At 53.8% G+C, this 18,646-nt stretch carries 13 protein-coding genes; 9 read left to right on the top strand and 4 right to left on the bottom strand.

Features of this window, described 5'->3' with window-relative positions:
- Positions 1-45: 45 nt before the first annotated feature.
- From ABD971_RS13325 to ABD971_RS13310, 4 genes are all read left to right on the top strand, one after another.
- Entirely contained in the window at positions 46-723 is a 678-nt protein-coding gene (locus tag ABD971_RS13325; protein ID WP_345322776.1) for a CDP-alcohol phosphatidyltransferase family protein, read from the top strand.
- A gap of 331 nt (positions 724-1,054) precedes the next feature.
- On the top strand, positions 1,055-1,405 hold the full coding sequence (locus ABD971_RS13320; protein ID WP_339939721.1) for a hypothetical protein: 351 nt from the start codon (positions 1,055-1,057) through the stop codon (positions 1,403-1,405).
- Positions 1,406-1,777: 372 nt separating this feature from the next.
- Positions 1,778-2,005, top strand: a complete 228-nt coding sequence (locus tag ABD971_RS13315; RefSeq protein WP_339939719.1) for a hypothetical protein — start codon at positions 1,778-1,780, stop codon at positions 2,003-2,005.
- A gap of 4 nt (positions 2,006-2,009) precedes the next feature.
- Positions 2,010-2,669, top strand: coding sequence for a metallophosphoesterase (locus ABD971_RS13310; protein WP_339939718.1), 660 nt, complete (start codon positions 2,010-2,012; stop codon positions 2,667-2,669).
- A 58-nt stretch (positions 2,670-2,727) separates the two neighbouring features.
- Here ABD971_RS13310 and ABD971_RS13305 read toward each other — a convergent pair whose 3' ends face one another.
- Positions 2,728-2,913 carry an EF-Tu C-terminal domain-related protein gene (locus tag ABD971_RS13305; protein WP_339939717.1) on the bottom strand — a complete coding sequence of 62 codons (186 nt, stop codon included), beginning with the start codon at positions 2,911-2,913 and terminating at the stop codon, positions 2,728-2,730.
- Positions 2,914-3,074: 161 nt separating this feature from the next.
- Here ABD971_RS13305 and ABD971_RS13300 point away from each other — a divergent pair, with 161 nt between their 5' ends.
- Together ABD971_RS13300 and ABD971_RS13295 are read left to right on the top strand one after the other, a co-directional pair.
- Positions 3,075-3,530, top strand: coding sequence for a hypothetical protein (locus ABD971_RS13300; protein ID WP_345322772.1), 456 nt, complete (start codon positions 3,075-3,077; stop codon positions 3,528-3,530).
- Between the two features lie 124 nt (positions 3,531-3,654).
- Complete coding sequence (locus tag ABD971_RS13295) at positions 3,655-6,816, top strand: DUF7824 domain-containing protein (RefSeq protein ID WP_345322770.1); 3,162 nt, start codon at positions 3,655-3,657, stop codon at positions 6,814-6,816.
- Positions 6,817-6,971: 155 nt separating this feature from the next.
- Here ABD971_RS13295 and ABD971_RS13290 read toward each other — a convergent pair whose 3' ends face one another.
- Entirely contained in the window at positions 6,972-8,297 is a 1,326-nt protein-coding gene (locus ABD971_RS13290) for a hypothetical protein (RefSeq protein WP_345322768.1), read from the bottom strand.
- Between the two features lie 343 nt (positions 8,298-8,640).
- Here ABD971_RS13290 and ABD971_RS13285 point away from each other — a divergent pair, with 343 nt between their 5' ends.
- Entirely contained in the window at positions 8,641-9,099 is a 459-nt protein-coding gene (locus ABD971_RS13285) for a hypothetical protein (protein ID WP_345322766.1), read from the top strand.
- Here the strand turns inward: ABD971_RS13285 and treZ are convergent.
- Positions 9,064-10,974: a malto-oligosyltrehalose trehalohydrolase gene (treZ, locus tag ABD971_RS13280; protein WP_345322764.1), complete on the bottom strand. Its 1,911-nt coding sequence runs from the start codon at positions 10,972-10,974 to the stop codon at positions 9,064-9,066. The genes ABD971_RS13285 and treZ overlap by 36 nt on opposite strands.
- A gap of 179 nt (positions 10,975-11,153) precedes the next feature.
- On the opposite strand from treZ, the gene treY reads away from it, so the two are divergent.
- Both treY and glgX read left to right on the top strand, forming a co-directional pair.
- Complete coding sequence (treY, locus tag ABD971_RS13275) at positions 11,154-14,084, top strand: malto-oligosyltrehalose synthase (protein WP_345322763.1); 2,931 nt, start codon at positions 11,154-11,156, stop codon at positions 14,082-14,084.
- A gap of 4 nt (positions 14,085-14,088) precedes the next feature.
- Positions 14,089-16,239: a glycogen debranching protein GlgX gene (gene glgX, locus ABD971_RS13270; protein WP_345322762.1), complete on the top strand. Its 2,151-nt coding sequence runs from the start codon at positions 14,089-14,091 to the stop codon at positions 16,237-16,239.
- A gap of 366 nt (positions 16,240-16,605) precedes the next feature.
- On the opposite strand, the gene ABD971_RS13265 is transcribed toward glgX, so the two are convergent.
- A complete protein-coding gene (locus ABD971_RS13265; protein WP_345322761.1) occupies positions 16,606-18,402 on the bottom strand; it encodes a glycoside hydrolase family 15 protein in 1,797 nt (598 codons plus the stop codon).
- Between the last annotated feature and the right edge of the window lie 244 nt (positions 18,403-18,646).

Below are 18,646 nucleotides of genomic sequence, written 5' to 3'. Positions count from 1 at the left end.
ATAAAGGCTCCTATCTAGAAGTCCATAAACTTCAGGAGTCCGGTAATGTCCAAACGTGTCTCTCACAGCCTACTTGATCCGTTTGTCGGTCCACCTCTAGCCGCACTCTATCCACGCTTACACATTCCTCGCGGGTTTCCACCTGAAGGGATCGTGATGATTGGTCATTTGTCGGCGATCGCCGGGGCGATTGGGCTCGCCATTTCGACGACCTATTGGTGGGGCGGGTTGTTGGCGGCAACCGGCATCGCTGGTAACCATTTGGCGGACTGTGTTGATGGCCGACATGCTCGAGCGACGGGGCAATGCCGCAATGGCGGTGAGTTGCTCGACCACTTCACCGATCCGCTCTCGTTCACCTACTGGTTGGTCGGACTGGCTATTGCATGCGGTCGTCTGGACATTGGCCTGGTCGCTGTGATTGTGCTGATGGCGATGGCGGTACTGACCAACCTGCGAGCTAAACTGACGGGCGAGTTCACGCTCGCCGCATTCGGGCCAACTGAGTTCAAAACCTTGCTCGCCTTCTTTGCTCTAACGCTTACATCGCTTTCCGTGTTTGTGCCCGCTGTGACCCAAACGACCTGCCTGGCCGGGCTAGCATCTTTAACCGTAATCGGACTGATTCTGCTGCCGATCCAGTTGCTTCAATCGGTCCGCGAAGTCAACCGCTGTGGCACTCAACCAGACACCAGTGAATGGGATACGACACGTTCTAGCTAACAGACTAGCTAGCAGAGACGTGGAATATCGCTGGCCATAGGCCTTGGCTATACATCGTATCAAGGTTCACCCCCGTCCGATCGTCAAAGCGTCCTCGACGCATTCGCGACTTCGATCGAGGCGTCAGCACCAGATCGAACCACGAAACCGTGACTCATTTCAGAGCAGCCTGACACGCCATGATCCAGTTGTAACTGAACCGACGGATCTGCCAGCATTCAACGGCGTCGCTTGTTCGAGTTCGTCCTCGCACTGTCCTCTGTGGCATAGCAATTGCTTCGCTATGTGTCGTTCACTTTCCCACAGCCGTTTCCCTTTTAAGGAGAAGACGATGAGTAAGACTGACTATTACACCGAAAATGATTTGAGCACTTGGGAACGTATTAAAAAGGCGTTCGCGAATGACTGGGAGCAAACCAAAGCGGACTTTGGTTCCGATTCGGCTCGAGACATGGACCAGGACGTTGACGATACGATCAAGCAGATGGCGGGCTCGGATGACGCCTTTGAAAATCGCGAGCAAGCGTTTCGGTTTGGCTACATCGCCCAACATCGCTACGGATCGGATCACCCAAAATGGAATGACGACTTGGACACTCGACTTCGTAAAGAATACGACGGCAACTACGACGCCGATCGTCGCTATATCCAGCATGCTTACGGCTATCGCCCGAAAAGCTAAAGCCGCTTCCGCTTTGCTGCAACACCGCCGTCTGTATCGTAATTGTGAGCCGACGGCGTAAGCTGGCTAATCTGAGTTGACCATTTTAGGTCGAGTGTTTTAATTCCGATAACGCCACCCAAAAAGACTCGTCCCAAGGCTACGGCCTGGGGACGCTCTGCACCCGAGGTTCCCGCCTCACCTTTTCACTTACTCCGCAGGCTGGAGCCTGCAAGGCATCCGGTTCCCAGGCAAGAAGATTGGGGACCAGGGGAAGAATGACACTCGTGCCCAGACTACGGGCTGGGCTGATTCATCATGCGGCGGTCAGTGTCGGCTACAATGAATGCAACCAGTCGATCGGACGTCATCCATTGCCCCAAGGGAATTTCCATGAACTGGTTGGACCGAATCCCATTGCTGCTGTTTCTCGTGGCGGCGTTGACCCTGGGGTTAGCTCCGTTTGTCCCAGAGCCACATCTCTGGGAAAAGCTAAAAATGCTCGCATCCGGGACGCTCAGACGGCCAATCGATATTTTCGATATGCTGCTACATGCGACGCCGTGGGTGTTATTGATCGCAAAAGTCGCACGGATGCTGATGCGGCAAAGTGATACTTGAAACGATGAAAATTTGGTTCATTTCCGATACCCATAACGAGCATCTTGGACTGACCGTTCCCGAAGTGGACATGGTGATCCACTGCGGCGATGAGTCGACTGATGGAAATGCGTCGACGAACGAACCAGAGGCTAGACGATTCTTCGATTGGTACTCGGACTTAAAGATCACGAACAAGGTGTTCGTGCCTGGCAATCATTCGACCGCATTCGAACAAGGTCTGATACGCGCAGATGACTATCCTGACATCCGTTTCCTCATTCATGAATCGATGCAGTGCAACGGAATCAAATTGTTTGGTTCGCCCTACACGCCTCGATTTCACAATTGGGCCTACATGAAGAAGCGAAGCCAGCTGGATCTCGTTTGGAAAACGGTTCCCGATGACATCGATATCCTAATCACGCACGGCCCGCCCAAGGGAGTCTTGGATCTTACGCACGACATGGACTCAAAAGCGCTGATCCAGGTCGGTTGCATGGCCTTGCGTCATCACGTTGAAAACCGGATCAAACCCAAGATTCACGCCTTCGGTCACTTGCACGACGAACGGGGTATCAGTAACTACGGCATCTTTACCCGCGGTGCGACGCAATTTATCAACTGTTCGTGTTGTAATCTCGCCGCGATACTGAAGAACAACGGCTTCGTCATCGAGATTTGATTGAAATAGAAACGCCCACGACGGATCACTCCACCGCGGACGTATCACTTATTGCTCACTAGGCGACGACTCGCGTCACCACGCCCGAGCCGACGGTCTTGCCCCCTTCGCGGATGGCAAAGTGGTCGCCGTCGCTAATCGCGACCGGTTGCTTTGATGCGATGCTAAGACGAACACCTTTCCCGCCCTCGCCATCGAAAGACGAGTTGGATGTTGATGTTGTGAATGCCGTGAACATGTTCATCTCAGAATCCAGTCATAGTGGTTTGAAACACAGACACGCACCCATGATCTGGGTTCGCGACGAATTCTGCGAAACTTTCACGCATTACGATGCTCTTCTGCACTTGCTGCTCTGCCCGAGTCTGGGAACAAGCAGTGACCTACAACCTTGAGAGAACCGTGATGAGAAAACTGGCAACGATTCGGACCGTTCAGCAGACGAGATCGATCCAGGGTGCGGACTTGATTGAATTGTCAGTCGTCGATGGCTGGAAATGCGTCACGAAGAAGGGCGAATGTGCGGTAGGTTCCCCAGCGATTTACTGCGAAATCGACTCGTTCCTGCCCGTCAGAGAAGAATTCGAATTCTTGCGAGAGTCATCGTTAGAAACGATGGACCATCGCGAGGGTTTCCGACTGCGAACCGTGAAGCTGCGGGGACAGATTTCCCAGGGACTTTTGCTTCGTCCCGAAATTCTCGGCCTACCGTACCTGCTTGGTGAAGATGTCACTGATGACCTTGGGATCGTCAGATACGAGCCGCCCAGTCCGGCGTGCAAAGGCGGCGAGGTCGTGGTGCCGTTTCCTTCGTTCATCTCCAAAACGGATGAGAAACACATTCACCACGCTGCCTGTTGATCGGTAAGCGTTCCCCCGTGATGTTGCCAACACCCGCGTGTCATACCGATGCGTACCCCACTTGGGATCAAGAGAACTGATATGATGTTCGGGAACTCATTCAATTGCTTGACGTGGGATGATCATGTTAGAATTCCAAACGCTTCAAACGGCGGTTCTTGCCAAAGATTCTGCCGCCGTGGTTCAGACGCTGTCGAGTTGCAGCGAGACGGAACGCCAAACGGCGAGAGAACCGCTGGCCATCTTGCTGTTCGCCTTGGGAATCGATTCGCTGTTTGTTCAGCTGCTCGAAACCAACGTCACACCGGACGACCCGCGGATCGAACAAAAGCGTCAGACCGACGGCATCCGCCCGATGTCAGCGAGAGAGCGCAACTATGATCACAAACTTCATTACATGGCTTGGCTTGCCAGCTACGGTGTCGCTCCGGAATCGTCGTTCCGGCGGTTTGTTTGCACCCCCGACTACGAAGCCGAGTCGGCACAGATCATGGCAGATCGCCGGCCTGAATGGTTTGACGCTTGGATCGACCGACTCACTGAAATCGACGAAGAAGGTGCTTCCGCAGGACTGACTGCTGGTTTCTGGTGCCGTCTGTATCAACACGGCCTGATTCAAACAGTGAAGCAAGACTGGATTCAACACGTTTTCATTCACCAGCTTCCGGATGCGTTTCAGAACGCTCGCGAGGCGACGCAAACCGTGTTGCAGGACGTCGATGCCGCCAGGAACGTGATCTACGAGCTTCCCAAGTGGCCCCACCAACTCTCGGTAGCCAAGGAATGGATCCCCGTCATCGAGTGGCTGGGCAACGCAGAACTGCTTGATCACAAAGCGGTTCTATCGATGTTTGCCGAAACATTTCATGAACCGCTGAACCAAACCGAGCGAAATGGCTGCGTGATTCTATCCAAAGCGATCATCAAACCTATCGCCAAGTCGAATCCACAAATCATTAGCGAACTGCAATCCAATTGGGTAGGCCTACTCGCCGATCCGCAGGCGGTGGTCGCTGGCTTTGCCCTCGATCAACTTATTACGCTTGAGAAACACGGTTTACTCGACGCCAAGCGAGCCCTCCCCAAAATACCGGCCATTTTCCAGCTCAAACCCAAAGGGCACGCACTAAAAGCGGTGCAACTACTGAGCCGAATTGCCGTTAATAGTAGTCACCGCGAACAGGCCGTCGAAGGTCTCTGCGAAGCGCTCACGCATGCGAACAAAGACGTCCAGTCCGCTGCGATCGACGCGATCGCCGAGCGAATCACTTCTGAAGACGAATCGGTCATCCAAAAGCTGCAACATTGCGAAGCTGTGGTACCCGCAACGCTCAAACCCAAACTATTGCAATTGATTGCTTCGTTATCACCAGGGTCAGAACCTCCATCGACAATGGCAGTGCTCGATTCCCAGGCCCCCGTCGACCTCGACGAATTGCGACAACGAGCAAGCCGAATCGCTCCCTCGATCGTGCATCGATTTCAAATCGACGAAGCCCTTCAATCCGCTGCCAAAAAACGCTGGGAACCTCGCGACCATTGGCAAATGACGGAACTTTGCGTCACTAATATCCGCGAACCCATCGAACCCATTGATTCCGTCGAAACGTTAATCGAAGCGGCATCCCAAGCGGTCGAACACTGCGATTGTGGCGACACCCCCGATCAAATTGTCGATGCGATCGTTCGTCTGCATGCGGAACGGGATGACCACTTTGACGCAAAGACCGATTCGCTTCGATCGAGAGCTTGTGCCCACATTTTTGATCGTCCCAATCGTGGCTTGGTCGGAGGCATCCTGGGTGACGCTTTCTCGGATTTGATCGCCGCGTGGCTGGGCGTTTCCCCCGAGGACGAGTATGATGACATGGTCATCCCCGAGCGCTACCCGACGGGTGTGTTTCTACGACAACTGGCCAATCGTGTTCGCTCCGGAACCACTTACCCGCTGCTCTCGACGCCGACGCACCAAGGTGGCTGGATCGCTCCGGTGACATGGGTGCAGCGACTTCAGCATATTGACAGCGAACAAATCGATTTTATCGAAGACGACCTGACTCGCAGCATGCTGCGAATTGCTCCCGACGGACGTGACGAAGCGTGGCGACTGGCTTCGAGATCCGAGACACCGCTGTCGCCAAGGTTTTTAAAACTCGCCCAGTTCGTGCTCGACATGACGACGTCCAACACAGATTTGGCGCTGGACGATTCTTGGCCGCTGCAAGTTTGGATCGTCGCAATACGTGCTCGCGATCCCTGGGTGAACTTGGGCGACTATCTTCCCGACGGTGAACGGGCGCAGGTCCCCGACGAAATATGGCATTTGCCGGACGTCTTTCAGCCGGCAAATTACCAGTGGTCAGTCGTCTCGGCAAAAGACAAACGGTATCAACGCGGACTGGTTCACAGCAGCCCGATGCCCGAAGATCAGCCTAGCGATGCCTCGGATGAGCAAAACTTTTTATCGCAAATTCTGGGCGACGCTCCGCTGGAAGACAACTTCGAACAACTGTTTCAACTGATGACCAGCGGACAAAACTATAAGTTCAATGACGCGGGATTCTACACTGCCAAACTGAATCACCTTCACAGCTATCCCGCCCCAGCCTACGTCTATCCTTACTTGGCCACCCATTGGCCTGCGAAACTGACATGGTATTGGAGCGTGGCCAGCCATGCACTGTCGCAACGAGTGAATAGTGGCTCGTCGGTCGACGAGCGATACGATCACTACTTACTGCCACTGCTGGCGACGGACCAATGCGTCGATCGAATGGCCGCTCGCGCGTTATGGATTGCGACAACCAGCAAGGACGCGAACGCCAAATCGATGGCAATCGAGGTTTGGATCGCAATCATTGCCGAAGATCGCTGTAATGTCGAGACGATGACCGACGCTTGGCGGGACATCCTTGTTGGCGATTGGATGAAGATGAATCGCATCTCAGAATGTTTCGCCGAAGTCGCCGCGGTGTCGAGCCAGCATGCGCTGCTGATTGCCTTGTTGATCGAGTCTTTTCTGTCCACCCACGACTTGGGTAGCGACCTACCACGCGACACCGCCAAGCTGCTCGAGATCCTTGACGAGTGCAACGAACGATTGGGCAGAAAAGTCTGCGAGACGACGGAAACGGTGTTACAGACAATCAAAAGCGGAAAGGCAAAAAGTTTTGCAAAGTCGTTGCTTGCCCGACAAGACGTCCCGGATGGACCGCGTCAGGCTGCGATCCTTGCGGCGTTGGACGCCCGAATCACGCGAGCCGAGCGTCACGGTTCAGCATGCTGAGCGGACGAAACGTAGCCTAGGCTTCGAGCCTGGGAATCACAACAAACCCAGGCTGGAAGCCTAGGCTACGTTAAATTCAAAAATCCTTCCGTAGTACAAACGACGCCCTTGCAATCCTCGGTGAGAACGAAAGCCTTCCCAACCGGCCCCGCTCGCTATCCCGGCGAATCCACCAAGATCCTCGCCGCCAATATATGTTTGCACGGGCCTCGCTGGCCTTGATGTCGCGTGTACCAGACACAGGTGCATCGATCGCCGTCAGGGCGGAGTCGGACAAATTGAGTTGCTGTGCTTCCAGTGACTTCGATGTCGTGGCCGTCGCTGGTCGAACTCACGATCCTGGCCTGGCCTGTGTCAATCAGCTTTCTGGCACTTTTCAGTCGTGGCTGATCACGCTCGGCCAGCACGCCCCGGAAGGGAAGCTCGCGATGAAAATAATATCCCGTCGCGGCATCGAAACCCGCGATCCCGCGAGTGGACAGGATGGCCAGACTTGCCGCGGCATCTTCGGTGCGACAACCAAGTTGCACCGCCAACTCGGCCGGATGCAGTTCAGATTGCCAGCCAAGCAGGTCGTACATCTCGTCCGCAATTTGAACGGCATGTTCGCGGGTCAACGTTTGCAACAATTGACCTTCCCCTGAAAACCCTCGGTGCATCGCGGGACTTAACACGAACCAAAATCGTCCCACTTCCATTTCAATAGACACTGCGAACACACCTGAATCTTCATCGCTCCACAACCCAACTTCGCGTGCCTGCAGCAACAGCGGCGCAAGCGGTTTGAGTCGCTCGGCACCCCCGATGGTTAGACTGCCGGGGGTTTGCCGTCGACTCAGTCTGACCGCCGATCCACGTACCGTCAGGTGTTCGATGCCACGCGACACGGTGCCAAGGCTTTGAAGTAACCGCGACACAGCAACGGGATGCAATGTGTGCCGTAGTTTCAGCTTCGTCTGATATGCCTGTACTTCGCTCAGCCCCTTAATCCAACGCCGTGGCAGTGGCACCTTCCGCTCGACCACCTCCGCCTCGCCCGTGCTCAGCACGACCGCCTCGTTTGAAATCGAGAGTCGTGTTTCATCGTGTCGCCCGACTTTGGACAACTGGCTGATCATCTCGGAATTGAAATCGACATTGGTTGTCCCAAAGGTCTGTTCAGCATCTTGGAATGCACGCTGATCAAGATCGACCCTGGCGTACACTCCGCAGCAACCGCTGAATCCTTCCCATCGCACCAACTTGGGACTGCTCGTGACGATGGGGTCACGTTGGGGTGGTCGCGCATCAAAGAAATGCGTCCGTACAATACGATTAAGTACGAGCAGTGATTGCGACACCAAATCAGGCCGCTGCAATCCGCCTTGAAAGAACGTCGCGTGCTTATCGTGGATCGTAGTGCCGGCCAGATTCCAGCGTGAAGTATCCACCGCAGACGCAAACGGATACTGGTACGTGTACTCGATCGTCGATGCAGCCAACGGATTACTCCCTGATCCGACCGGCACGACTGGATGGACCGGGGGATCGCACGAGTGCGTTTGCGAAGGGGGCGGACGGAATCAGTTGCTTCGGTATCGATCCCGGTCCATTACGAGTCCGATTCTAACAGGTCACCAGGTCGCGTTGTTTACGGGGCCGATTCTAGCCAAATTCGCTATGATGAACTCGTCACAACAATGAGCGTTTTCTTATGTTTTCGCCGGTTTATTGGCTCATTCCGCGGCAGCCGACTGGATATATTTTCAGTGTAGGACCTGAGACATAGATTCATATCATGTTGTCGCTTGAATAAATACATTGCTCCATCGCTTGCAGATAGCCATGTCCAACGCCGACACGCGATTCACGATTCGCGACTTGCTTCATGTGACCACAAGCGTTGCGGTTTTCTTTTGTTTGGTTCCGCTCATTGATGCCCATTCGATGTTCAGTCCGTCGCCGACGCTAAGCGGTAGCATCGTTATGCTGCTGGCATGGAACATGATCATGCTACGCAAAAATCAGGAACGGGGATTTTGGATTGGCTTCTTCATGGCTGGGACGTGCTCACTGATGACAGCTCCGAGCCTATGGAAAGTGATTGCCCGTAACACCGATTTGATGGCCATGGGGCGTTCTTGGGGCATATTTGCTGAGTCAGAACTTGCCTTCGTCGCGTGGGCCGGATACTTGTTGGTCGTATCTGCCCTATCAATCATTGGCGGGTTGGCCGGAAAACACATGTGGGGATACGACGTGTCGCCACTACTTTCTCGGCTTCTGGACCGCGGTCGGGGTTAGCAAGATTGCAGAGTGGCCGGGGATGTGCCAGTTGGTTGTGTTCAGCAGTGCGGTACCCGATCCACCATACTCGGGATCTTCGCTCGAAAACTTGATTTGCCAATGAGTATGGATCGCGGGTGCAACCAGGGGTTCAGCCGAGGGACTCCAATGACAATCACGCCCCAAATTCACAAGCAGCAATCGATCCAGCTCGCCTTGCTCGTCCTGCGGGTTGTGCCAACGGATTAGCAGACAGTCCGCGTTGATCACCGCCCCCTGGATCATATTTTTGTCTTGTTTGGAAAACGTAGGGTCTTCACTGCGAAGTCGCAGAAGATCGCGATGTAACCGCAAATCTTGACAATCATCGTGACATTTTGACCAGTCCAATTTGCAAGCTGCAAAGGTCGACTCGTCGGCCGGATCCGGTAACGAAATCACGCGACCATCATGCCCAGCGATGCGAGGGAATTGACGCAGTGATTCCCAGCGTCCTTCACGCACCAATGTGGCCAACTCGACGTCGTGATCAGCAAAAAAACGGAACGGAGTGTGGGTTCCAAATTCTTGCCCCATGAAAAACATGGGGGTTCCCGGTCCGAGCAACCATAGCGTGGTGAGCGCGCGGTAGGTTCCCGGTGACGTCAATTCGGGCAACCGCGAACCATGGGCGGAATTTGCAACTTGATCATGATTCTGCAAATAGGTCACGAACCGCCAACCAGGAACATGCCATGCCGGTGTGCCTCGCCAGCGTTTTAATTCATGCGAGTATTGCCCCTGGAACAGGTATCCCCAGCGGGTCGCCGAGACAAGTTCTTGTGCCGTCCCCGCATAATCGGCGTAGTAGTATTCGGCATGCCCGGTTGCCGCGACGCGGCAAGCGTGATGGAAATCATCGTTCCATAATCCGTCCAAGCCGAAGCCGTTTTGGTCGATGCCTTCGACATGTCGAACTTCCTGAGTTTCATTTTCGGCAATCAAAACGATCTTGCGTTGCTCGCCTGATGCGGTGAATGCCGCACCGCGTGCCGCAGTTGAAAGATCCGCCAACAAATGCCGCGGCGAATCGTCATAGATGGTTTGGGTTGCATCCAATCGCAAACCATCCAAATGAAACTCGCGGATCCAATAGGCTGCGTTTTCAGTGACAAACTCACGCACTCCCGCCGCCTGTTCTCCGTCGTAATTGATGGCATCACCCCATTCGGTCGGATGACGCTGGGAAACAAAATGGGGCGAGAAGGCGCCGGTATAATTCCCCGTGGGTCCAAAATGGTTGTAGACGACATCCAAAATCACGGCTAAGCCGAGTTGATGAGCGGTATCGACGAAGTGCCGGAAATCATTGGGAGAACCGTAAAGCCGCGTCGGTGCGTACCATTTGACGCCATCGTATCCCCAACCGAATTGACCGTCGAAATCAGCTACCGGCATGACTTCGAGCATTGTGATTCCCGTCTCTGCAAGAAAGGGAAGCTTGCTTTCCGCTGATTTCCAAGTGCCTCCGTCGGTAAAACATCCGATGTGCATTTCATAGATCACTTGCCCTGGCAACTCAACGCCACGCCAATCACCATCATTCCATCGATATGATTCGGGATCGACCACTTGGGACGCCGCATGAACTCCGTCGGGCTGAAACCGCGATGCAGGATCAGGATAGTCGTAGTCATCGTCATCGAGTCGAAACGAATATCGTGCCCCATCGCCGATGCCTTCATAGAAAGCGCTGAAGTGACCATTGCCTTCGCTTTCGAGCGGAATCAATTCGCCGGACTCACTCAGTTTCACACTGACTTGTTTTCGCTTCGGCGCCCAGACACGAAAGTGGACACCGTTTTCGAGCACTTCGGCTCCGATTGGCATACGACGTTTCAACTCAGTTTGCATTGAATGGTTTCCGATTTCCAAAGTCCTAAAATCGTGCAACAGAACGTGACGACACCCTGTCAGTCACCGACCGCATGGCCGTGCCAAGTTGCTTAGCAAATTTGGTACCGGATTTGCATCAACGCCTGCCTTCGTTTTCGTCCCATCGCTGGGACATTCCATCCACGGAAGGCACATCCATGCCGCAAACTGCGACACACCCCGCGACCACCGCGATCGACCACGCAGCAATGGTCAATCGTTTGCCACGATCCACGTATCGTGTCCAATTGAGAAGCGATTTCGGATTCGAATCGCTTCAGCAATTGGTTCCCTATTTAAAAAACTTGGGGATCAGCGATCTCTATTTATCGCCCCTTTTTCATGCTCGCGAGGACAGCCAACACGGTTACGACGTCGTTGACCATGGTCGAATCGAATCAACATTCGGTGATCAGGATTCGCTTCGTCGGCTCGCCGATGCTGCGGGAAACGAAGGGATGGGAATCGTGCTGGACATTGTGCCCAACCATATGGGAATCAACGATCCCGACAACGCTCACTGGAACGATGTGCTCGAAAATGGACCAGCCGCTCGATCGGCAATCTTCTTTGACATCGATTGGAATCCACCGGGCACCGATTTTCCCAATCGCGTCCTGCTTCCGTTTCTTGGCAAACCGTTTGGCGAGACACTCGAAGCAGCAGAACTGCAGGTCGGGCGGGAAGCAGGCGGGTTTACGCTCCATTATTTCGACCGCCGGTTCCCGTTGACGCCGGCAAGTTGGGCAGTGATTCTCGAGCATGCAGCCGCAGCCTTGCCACAGTCCGTCGATCCCCAAGTGCATGAGGAACTGTACAGCATCGTCACGCAACTGCAGCGTCTGAACCAGCAATCAAACACGATCGAAGAACGCTATCGCGAGCAATCGGTTGCCCGACGACGGCTGACGCAGCTGCAAAACGACGATCCCGCGGTGGTCGCCGCGATCGAGGATGCCATCAAAGAGATCAACGGAACGGTGGGCGAACCACGTAGCTTTGACGCGCTGGAAGCACTGCTGAACCAACAGTACTACCGATTGGCGTTCTGGCAAGTCGCCGTGGACGAAATCAATTACAGACGATTTTTTGACATCAATGATTTAGCAGCAATCCGAGTCGAAGAACCTGCCGTGTTTGATGCGGTTCATTCGCTGACGTTTGATCTGATGAAACGTGGGATCGTGACGGGATTGCGAGTGGATCACCCCGATGGATTGCTCGATCCAGCCGAGTATTTCAAAGACTTGCAGACCGCGTTCAAAAAGTCGCAACCAGACTCTGAAAATCGCGATCTGTGGGTCGTTGCTGAAAAGATTCTATCCGGCGAAGAATCATTACCCGAAGATTGGGAGATCAGTGGGACGACCGGTTACGAATTTTTGAATCAATTGTCCGGTGTGTTAGTGGATCCCAATGGCGTCTCGAAGTTGCGATCGTTCTACCACAAGTTAACTCAAGCTCCGGAACATCCACGCGATGTTGCTTATCAAGGCAAGATGACGATCTTGCACGACGCGATGGCGAGTGAGGTATTCGTGCTCGCGTCGCATTTATTCCGGCTAGCCAGAGCCGATCGCCGCTCCTGTGATTTTACTCATCCGGTGTTAACGCGTGCACTACAGGAATGGATTGCATGTTTCTCGGTCTATCGCACCTACACACGTCCCGTTGGATGGGATGTGGGCAGCGAAGACAATGGTCGCATCCGCGACGCGATCCGCTGGGCAAAAATTCGCAATCCCACGATGTCACGCGCGGCGCTCGATTTCCTCGCACGCGTCTTGCTGTTGGAATTTCCGGTCGATCTTAGTGAAGAGCTAAAATCGCGGTGGCGAGCTTTGGCCGTCCGCCTGCAACAGGTGACCGGGCCTGTGACCGCCAAAGGAATCGAAGACACCGCGTTTTACCGCTATTATCCGCTGGTGTCGCTCAACGAAGTTGGGGCCGAGCTTGGGTCGACCGGCAGCACGACCGACGAATTCCACCGCCACATGCAGCGCCGTGTGAGCGATTGGCCAAGTAGCTTGTCGACCACCGCTACCCACGACGCCAAACGAGGCGAAGACGTCCGTGCACGTTTGCATGTGCTGTCGGAAATCCCCGAACGCTATCAGCAAGATTTCCAGCGGTGGGATACCGAGGTCAATTCGCTCGTCAAATGTCATGATGAGAAGCAAGTACCCGATGTCAATTCAAGGTATTTGATTCACCAAACTCTGCTGGGGACTTGGCCCATCGATCCAGCTGGCGATGCGATCGAACCGGCGACCTGGGATCACTACACCCAGCGAATGTTGGCCTATTTCAAGAAGGCGTTTCGCGAGGCCAAACAGCAGACGTCGTGGCGATTGCCATCGGAGTCATTTGAATCCGCCATCGATACGTTTGTGACCGAGATCCTGACCGATCGCGAAAACGATCGTTTCCGCCAAATCGATACGTTGGCTCGCCAAATCGCGGGTCCCGGGTATGTGAATTCATTGAGCCAGTTGATCTTGAAGGCGACGCTTCCGGGAGTTCCTGACTTCTATCAGGGCAACGAGTTCTGGGATTTTCATCTCGTCGATCCTGATAACCGGCAAGCGGTGGATTTCGAAACACGAACCGCCGTGCTGCGTGAGATTCAATCGCAATACAGCACGGGCCCGCTGGAGCTTGTTCGTTCGCTACGCAGCAGCTTTAGCAACGAACTGAAATTGTTCACCACGCTGCGGGCGCTGCACACGCGCCAGCAACATTGGGCTGCCTTTGCGTCCGGTGACTATTGTCCACTGCCGACCAGCGGCAAGTATGCAGAGAACGTTATCGCGTTCTCACGGCGATATCAAGATCGGTTGGTGGTCGTCGTGGCGCCGCGATTGCCACAGCAATTCCTGCAGTCCGAATCTCCGGTCGCGTCACTGGATCCATGGTTGTCGTCGGCTTGGGCCGACACGACCGTAATGTTGCCTAGCGATTCATGTGAACCGCTGCGTGATTCGTTTACGGATCAGATTTTTAATGTGACTGTCAATGAAAATGGCGGCGGACATCTGCGATTAAGCGAAGTGTTTGGTGAGTTTCCTTTTGGCATTTTAACGAACTAGGAAGATGATGCAGCCTCTACGTGTATGGCCGGGACGTCCTTATCCACTGGGTGCGACATGGGACGGACGCGGTGTCAATTTTGCTCTCTACAGCGAGAACGCAACCAAGGTGGAACTGTGTTTGTTCGACGATGTGGGCGATCAAAAGGAATCTCAGCGCTACGTGATGGCCGAACATACCGACATGGTTTGGCACATCTATCTGCCGGATGCTCGCCCAGGCCAATTGTACGGTTATCGAGTTCATGGTCCGTACGAGCCTGAAAAAGGGCATCGATTTAATGCCAACAAGCTACTGCTCGATCCGTATGCCAAGGTGATCGCTCGACTGCCTAAGTGGACCGACGCAATGCATGGTTACTTGGTGGGGGACGAACACGAAGACCTGTCGTTCAGCCCCGTGAATAATGCAGCCGATGCACCATTGGCGATGGTGGTGGATGAGGCGTTTACTTGGGGAGATCATCGGTTTCCCCAGATCCCGTCTCACCAGTTGGTAATTTACGAATTGCACGTGAAGGGTTTCTCGAAGCTGAACAAAGCCATACACGAACCGCATCGCGGTACCTATGCCGGACTCGGGTCGCACGAGTCCATCTGTTATTTGAAAGACCTAGGGGTTAACGCGGTCGAGTTGTTACCGATTCAAGTCCATAGCGATGATCGCTATTTACAAGAAAATGGGTTGGTGAATTATTGGGGATACAACACGATGGGATTCTTTGCCCCCGATTCGCGATATGCGGCGACCGATGAACCACTCGAGGTGATCCGTGAATTCAAAACGATGGTGCGAAACCTACATGATGCGGACATCGAGGTGATCCTTGACGTGGTTTACAACCATACGTTTGAAGGAAATCAAATGGGGCCGACGGCTTCGTTTCGTGGCATCGATAACGCGGCGTACTATCGTTTGGTAGCCGATGATCCACGCTATTACATGGATTACACCGGATGCGGGAACACGTTGAACGTTCGCAATCCGCGAGTGCTACAATTCATCATGGACAGTTTGCGGTACTGGGTGACGCATATGCACGTGGACGGGTTTCGCTTTGATTTGGCGAGCACGTTAGCAAGAGAATTACACGAAGTGGACAAGCTTGGTGCGTTCTTTGACATCATTCACCAGGATCCAGTGTTATCGCAAGTGAAATTGATTGCCGAGCCATGGGATTTGGGCGAAGGGGGCTATCAAGTTGGCAACTTCCCGGTGGGATGGTCCGAATGGAACGGACGTTATCGGGATTGTGTTCGACGTTTCTGGAAGGGTGACGGCGGATTGGCGTCCGAGTTTGCGACTCGGATCACCGGATCAAGCGATTTGTACCAGTGGAATGGTCGTCGTCCCCATGCCAGCGTGAATTTTGTGACGTGTCACGATGGCTTCACGCTAAACGATTTGGTTTCGTACGACCATAAGCACAACGAAGCCAATAAAGAGGACAACCGCGACGGAGCCGATCACAACGACAGCTGGAACTGCGGCGAGGAAGGCCCCAGCGAAGACGAGGCGGTTGTGCATCTGCGAGAGAAAAAGAAACGAGCAATTCTAGCAACACTTTTGTTGTCACAAGGCGTGCCGATGTTGTTAAGTGGTGATGAATGCAGTCATACACAACGCGGCAACAACAACGCCTATTGCCAAGACAACGAATTGACTTGGTTAGATTGGTCTTCTGATGAATCAAAAGATCAGTTGCGTGAATTTGTGCAACAGGTCATCGAACTTCGCAAGTCACAACCAGTGTTCCATCGCCGGCGTTTCTTTCACGGGCAAGCGATTCGCGGATTGGATAGTCTGGATGTCACCTGGTTGGACCCCGATGGCGAAGAGATGAGTGATGCCACTTGGAACGACCCAAGTGTCCGCTGTCTGGGTGTCCATTTTTGTGGTGGTAAGATCGACGTCGATGAATATGGTGAACCGATCGTCGGTGACCATATTTTGATGCTATTTAACGCCGATCACACGCAGGAGGTTGAATTCCGTTTACCCAAACTGGCAGCCGACATATCTTGGCAACGCGTGTTCGACACCGCACTGTTCGATGAAAACGGGACCGATATTTTGCAAAATAACTACACCCTTAAAACATGCTCACTGGTCGTGTTGAAGAGCCCTGTTGATGAGAACGAGGAAGAGAAATAGCCCTAGTACTGCGACTTCAAACCGCCGCTGTATCGGCTTAGGTGTGACTATAAAAAATTGGCACCACCGCCGATGACGAGGCGGGTTCAAGTTCCGCAGGAAAATTACGGCACTGCCGTTCCGTCGCTACGCTCGCCAGAGCGTGGATGGCTGCAAACATTGCGAGTCACACCTTCTGGCGAAGGTAGCTACCAGCGTTATTCTTTGTTGCTCTGATTCGCGGATGGGGTAGTCACGAAGTGACGTCATGCAGATTGAAAAAGATGACGTCGATTGCTTTATTGCGGAATTTGAATTTAGCGTAGCCTAGGCTTCCAGCCTGGGTTTGCTGGGGTTCCCAGGCTGGAAGCCTAGGCTACGCTGTTTCTAATCTTCTTCGTGGCCGCGTTCTTCGGCTGGGCCTCCTTCGCCGACCAAATTGCGGGCGGTGTTGACCAAGCCGACATGTGAAAAAGCTTGCGGGAAATTGCCGAGCATTCGTTTGTGATGCGGATCGTATTCTTCGGACATCAACCCGACATCGTTGCGAAGTCCAAGCAACATTTCAAACAGTTCGGTCGCTTCACTTTCACGTCCAGCTAGTGCGTAATTGTCGGCCAACCAAAACGAACACAACAAAAACGCTCCTTCGCCTTCAGGCAACCCATCGACGTTCGATTCCGTCAAATAGCGAACCACCAATCCATCTTTGACCAATCGATCTTCGATCAAACGCAGCGTGCCGATCATCTTGGGATCGTTAGCTTCGACAAATCCGACCAACGGCAACATCAATAGACTGGCGTCGGTATCGTCCGAACCGTAGGACTGAACAAAGCCGCCAAGTTTCTCGTTAAATCCTTTCGCACAAACTTCGGCGTGGATTCGATCACGTAACTTTCTCCAACGCGCAGCGTCGCCGGGCATCCCAAAATGCTCAACGTCTTTCACAGCGCGATCCGCAGCGACCCATGCCATTACTTTGGAATGGGTAAAGTGGCGTTGGTCGCCACGAATTTCCCAAATCCCTTCGTCCGGTTTCTCCCACTGTGTTTCCAGGAACTCCATGACTGCCGTCTGGACTCGCCAGGCGTCTTCGTCGGCATCCAATCCATAACGGCGAGCCAAGTGCAGGGTTTCCATGATTTCGCCTGGGACATCGAGTTGGTGCTGTCGATAGGCGGCATTGCCAGTTCGCACCGGGGACGAGTTTTCATAGCCCGGCAACCAATCAAGTTCCAATTCGGTCAATCGTCGCTCACCGGCAACGCCGTACATGATTTGCAACTGCGATGGATTCCCCGCTGCTGCATTGACCAACCATTTTCGCCATGCCTTGGCCTCTTCGGTGTAACCGCCGATCAAAAGTGAATAGAGTGTGAATGTCGAGTCACGAATCCAACAATAACGGTAATCCCAATTGCGGACGCCCCCGATATGCTCGGGCAGCGACGTGGTAGCTGCGGCGACGATGCCCCCGGTCGGTGCGTACGTCAACGCCTTCAGCGTGATCAAGGATTGCTGTACCTCCTTTCTCCATCGACCTTGGAACGTGCAGCGGCCTGACCATTCTTGCCACCACGTGGTAGCGTCCTCGAGTGTTTGCAGTACATTTTTTTCGAGCGGCGGTGGGTCTTGAGTGCGGGTCCACGTCAATTGGAATGCAGCTTGTTGGTGGGGGCCGAGGTGAAATTTCGAGAGCATCGTTTGTTCGTCGACCTGCACCTGTAGATCCGATGTGCAGTAGACACATTCGGGGCCGGCAATGGCACGGATCCCACGATCGGTGTGCTGGACCCAAGGCAAGATCCCGCCGTAATCGAACCGCAATGCCAACCGGCTCACGACCTCGACTTCCCCCTCAACGCCTTCGACCAATCGAAAAACATCCGATTCTCGCGTTTGTGGTGCCATGAAATCGGTCAGCCGGATCGTTCCCGAATCGGTCGTGATGTCGGTCTCGAGGATCAGCGTTCCCGGGCGATAGCGACGTTGAACCTTGCGGATGGGGTCGGTTGGCGAGATCTTCCAAAAACCGTGGCTTTCGTTGCCAAGAAGTGCCGAGCAACATGCGGCCGAATCAAAACGGGGAAGACATAGCCAATCCATCGAACCCGTTTTGTCGACCAACGCGGCGCCACGGCAATCGCCTAACAACGCATAATCTTCGATCTTTGAAACCACAGTCAATCTCTCCAAAAAAATCATTCAGGATTCAGTGCAATCTCGCTCGACGCGTTAATCGAGCGGAGTGGACAAACCCTACTTTTTACCAGGACCGCCGGCATTCGCCCCCTGCGGCCAACAATGCCCACGTTTTCGTGCAGTGCTAATTTCAGACCAACAGATTGGCTGCGCTCTCAGAAAATCGCCGGCCAGGATGTCCCCTCCGCAGGAAGGAGCCTGCGAAGCATCGGGTTCCCAGGCA

The sequence above is a fragment of the Novipirellula rosea genome (assembly GCF_039541335.1).
GTDB classification, from domain to species: Bacteria; Planctomycetota; Planctomycetia; order Pirellulales; family Pirellulaceae; genus Novipirellula; species Novipirellula rosea.
Note: the sequence above shows the minus strand (reverse complement) of the source record. Positions and strands in the feature narration are given on the sequence as shown.

What these genes read in the sequence shown, in the direction of transcription:
- ABD971_RS13325 (WP_345322776.1), top strand. Translation starts at nt 46, where the DNA reads ATGTCCAAACGTGTCTCTCACAGCCTACTTGATCCGTTTGTCGGTCCA.
- treZ (WP_345322764.1), bottom strand. Translation starts at nt 10,974, where the DNA reads ATGCAAACTGAGTTGAAACGTCGTATGCCAATCGGAGCCGAAGTGCTC.
- ABD971_RS13285 (WP_345322766.1), top strand. Translation starts at nt 8,641, where the DNA reads ATGTCCAACGCCGACACGCGATTCACGATTCGCGACTTGCTTCATGTG.
- ABD971_RS13305 (WP_339939717.1), bottom strand. Translation starts at nt 2,913, where the DNA reads ATGAACATGTTCACGGCATTCACAACATCAACATCCAACTCGTCTTTC.
- ABD971_RS13295 (WP_345322770.1), top strand. Translation starts at nt 3,655, where the DNA reads ATGTTAGAATTCCAAACGCTTCAAACGGCGGTTCTTGCCAAAGATTCT.
- ABD971_RS13300 (WP_345322772.1), top strand. Translation starts at nt 3,075, where the DNA reads ATGAGAAAACTGGCAACGATTCGGACCGTTCAGCAGACGAGATCGATC.
- glgX (WP_345322762.1), top strand. Translation starts at nt 14,089, where the DNA reads ATGATGCAGCCTCTACGTGTATGGCCGGGACGTCCTTATCCACTGGGT.
- ABD971_RS13320 (WP_339939721.1), top strand. Translation starts at nt 1,055, where the DNA reads ATGAGTAAGACTGACTATTACACCGAAAATGATTTGAGCACTTGGGAA.
- ABD971_RS13315 (WP_339939719.1), top strand. Translation starts at nt 1,778, where the DNA reads ATGAACTGGTTGGACCGAATCCCATTGCTGCTGTTTCTCGTGGCGGCG.
- treY (WP_345322763.1), top strand. Translation starts at nt 11,154, where the DNA reads ATGCCGCAAACTGCGACACACCCCGCGACCACCGCGATCGACCACGCA.
- ABD971_RS13310 (WP_339939718.1), top strand. Translation starts at nt 2,010, where the DNA reads ATGAAAATTTGGTTCATTTCCGATACCCATAACGAGCATCTTGGACTG.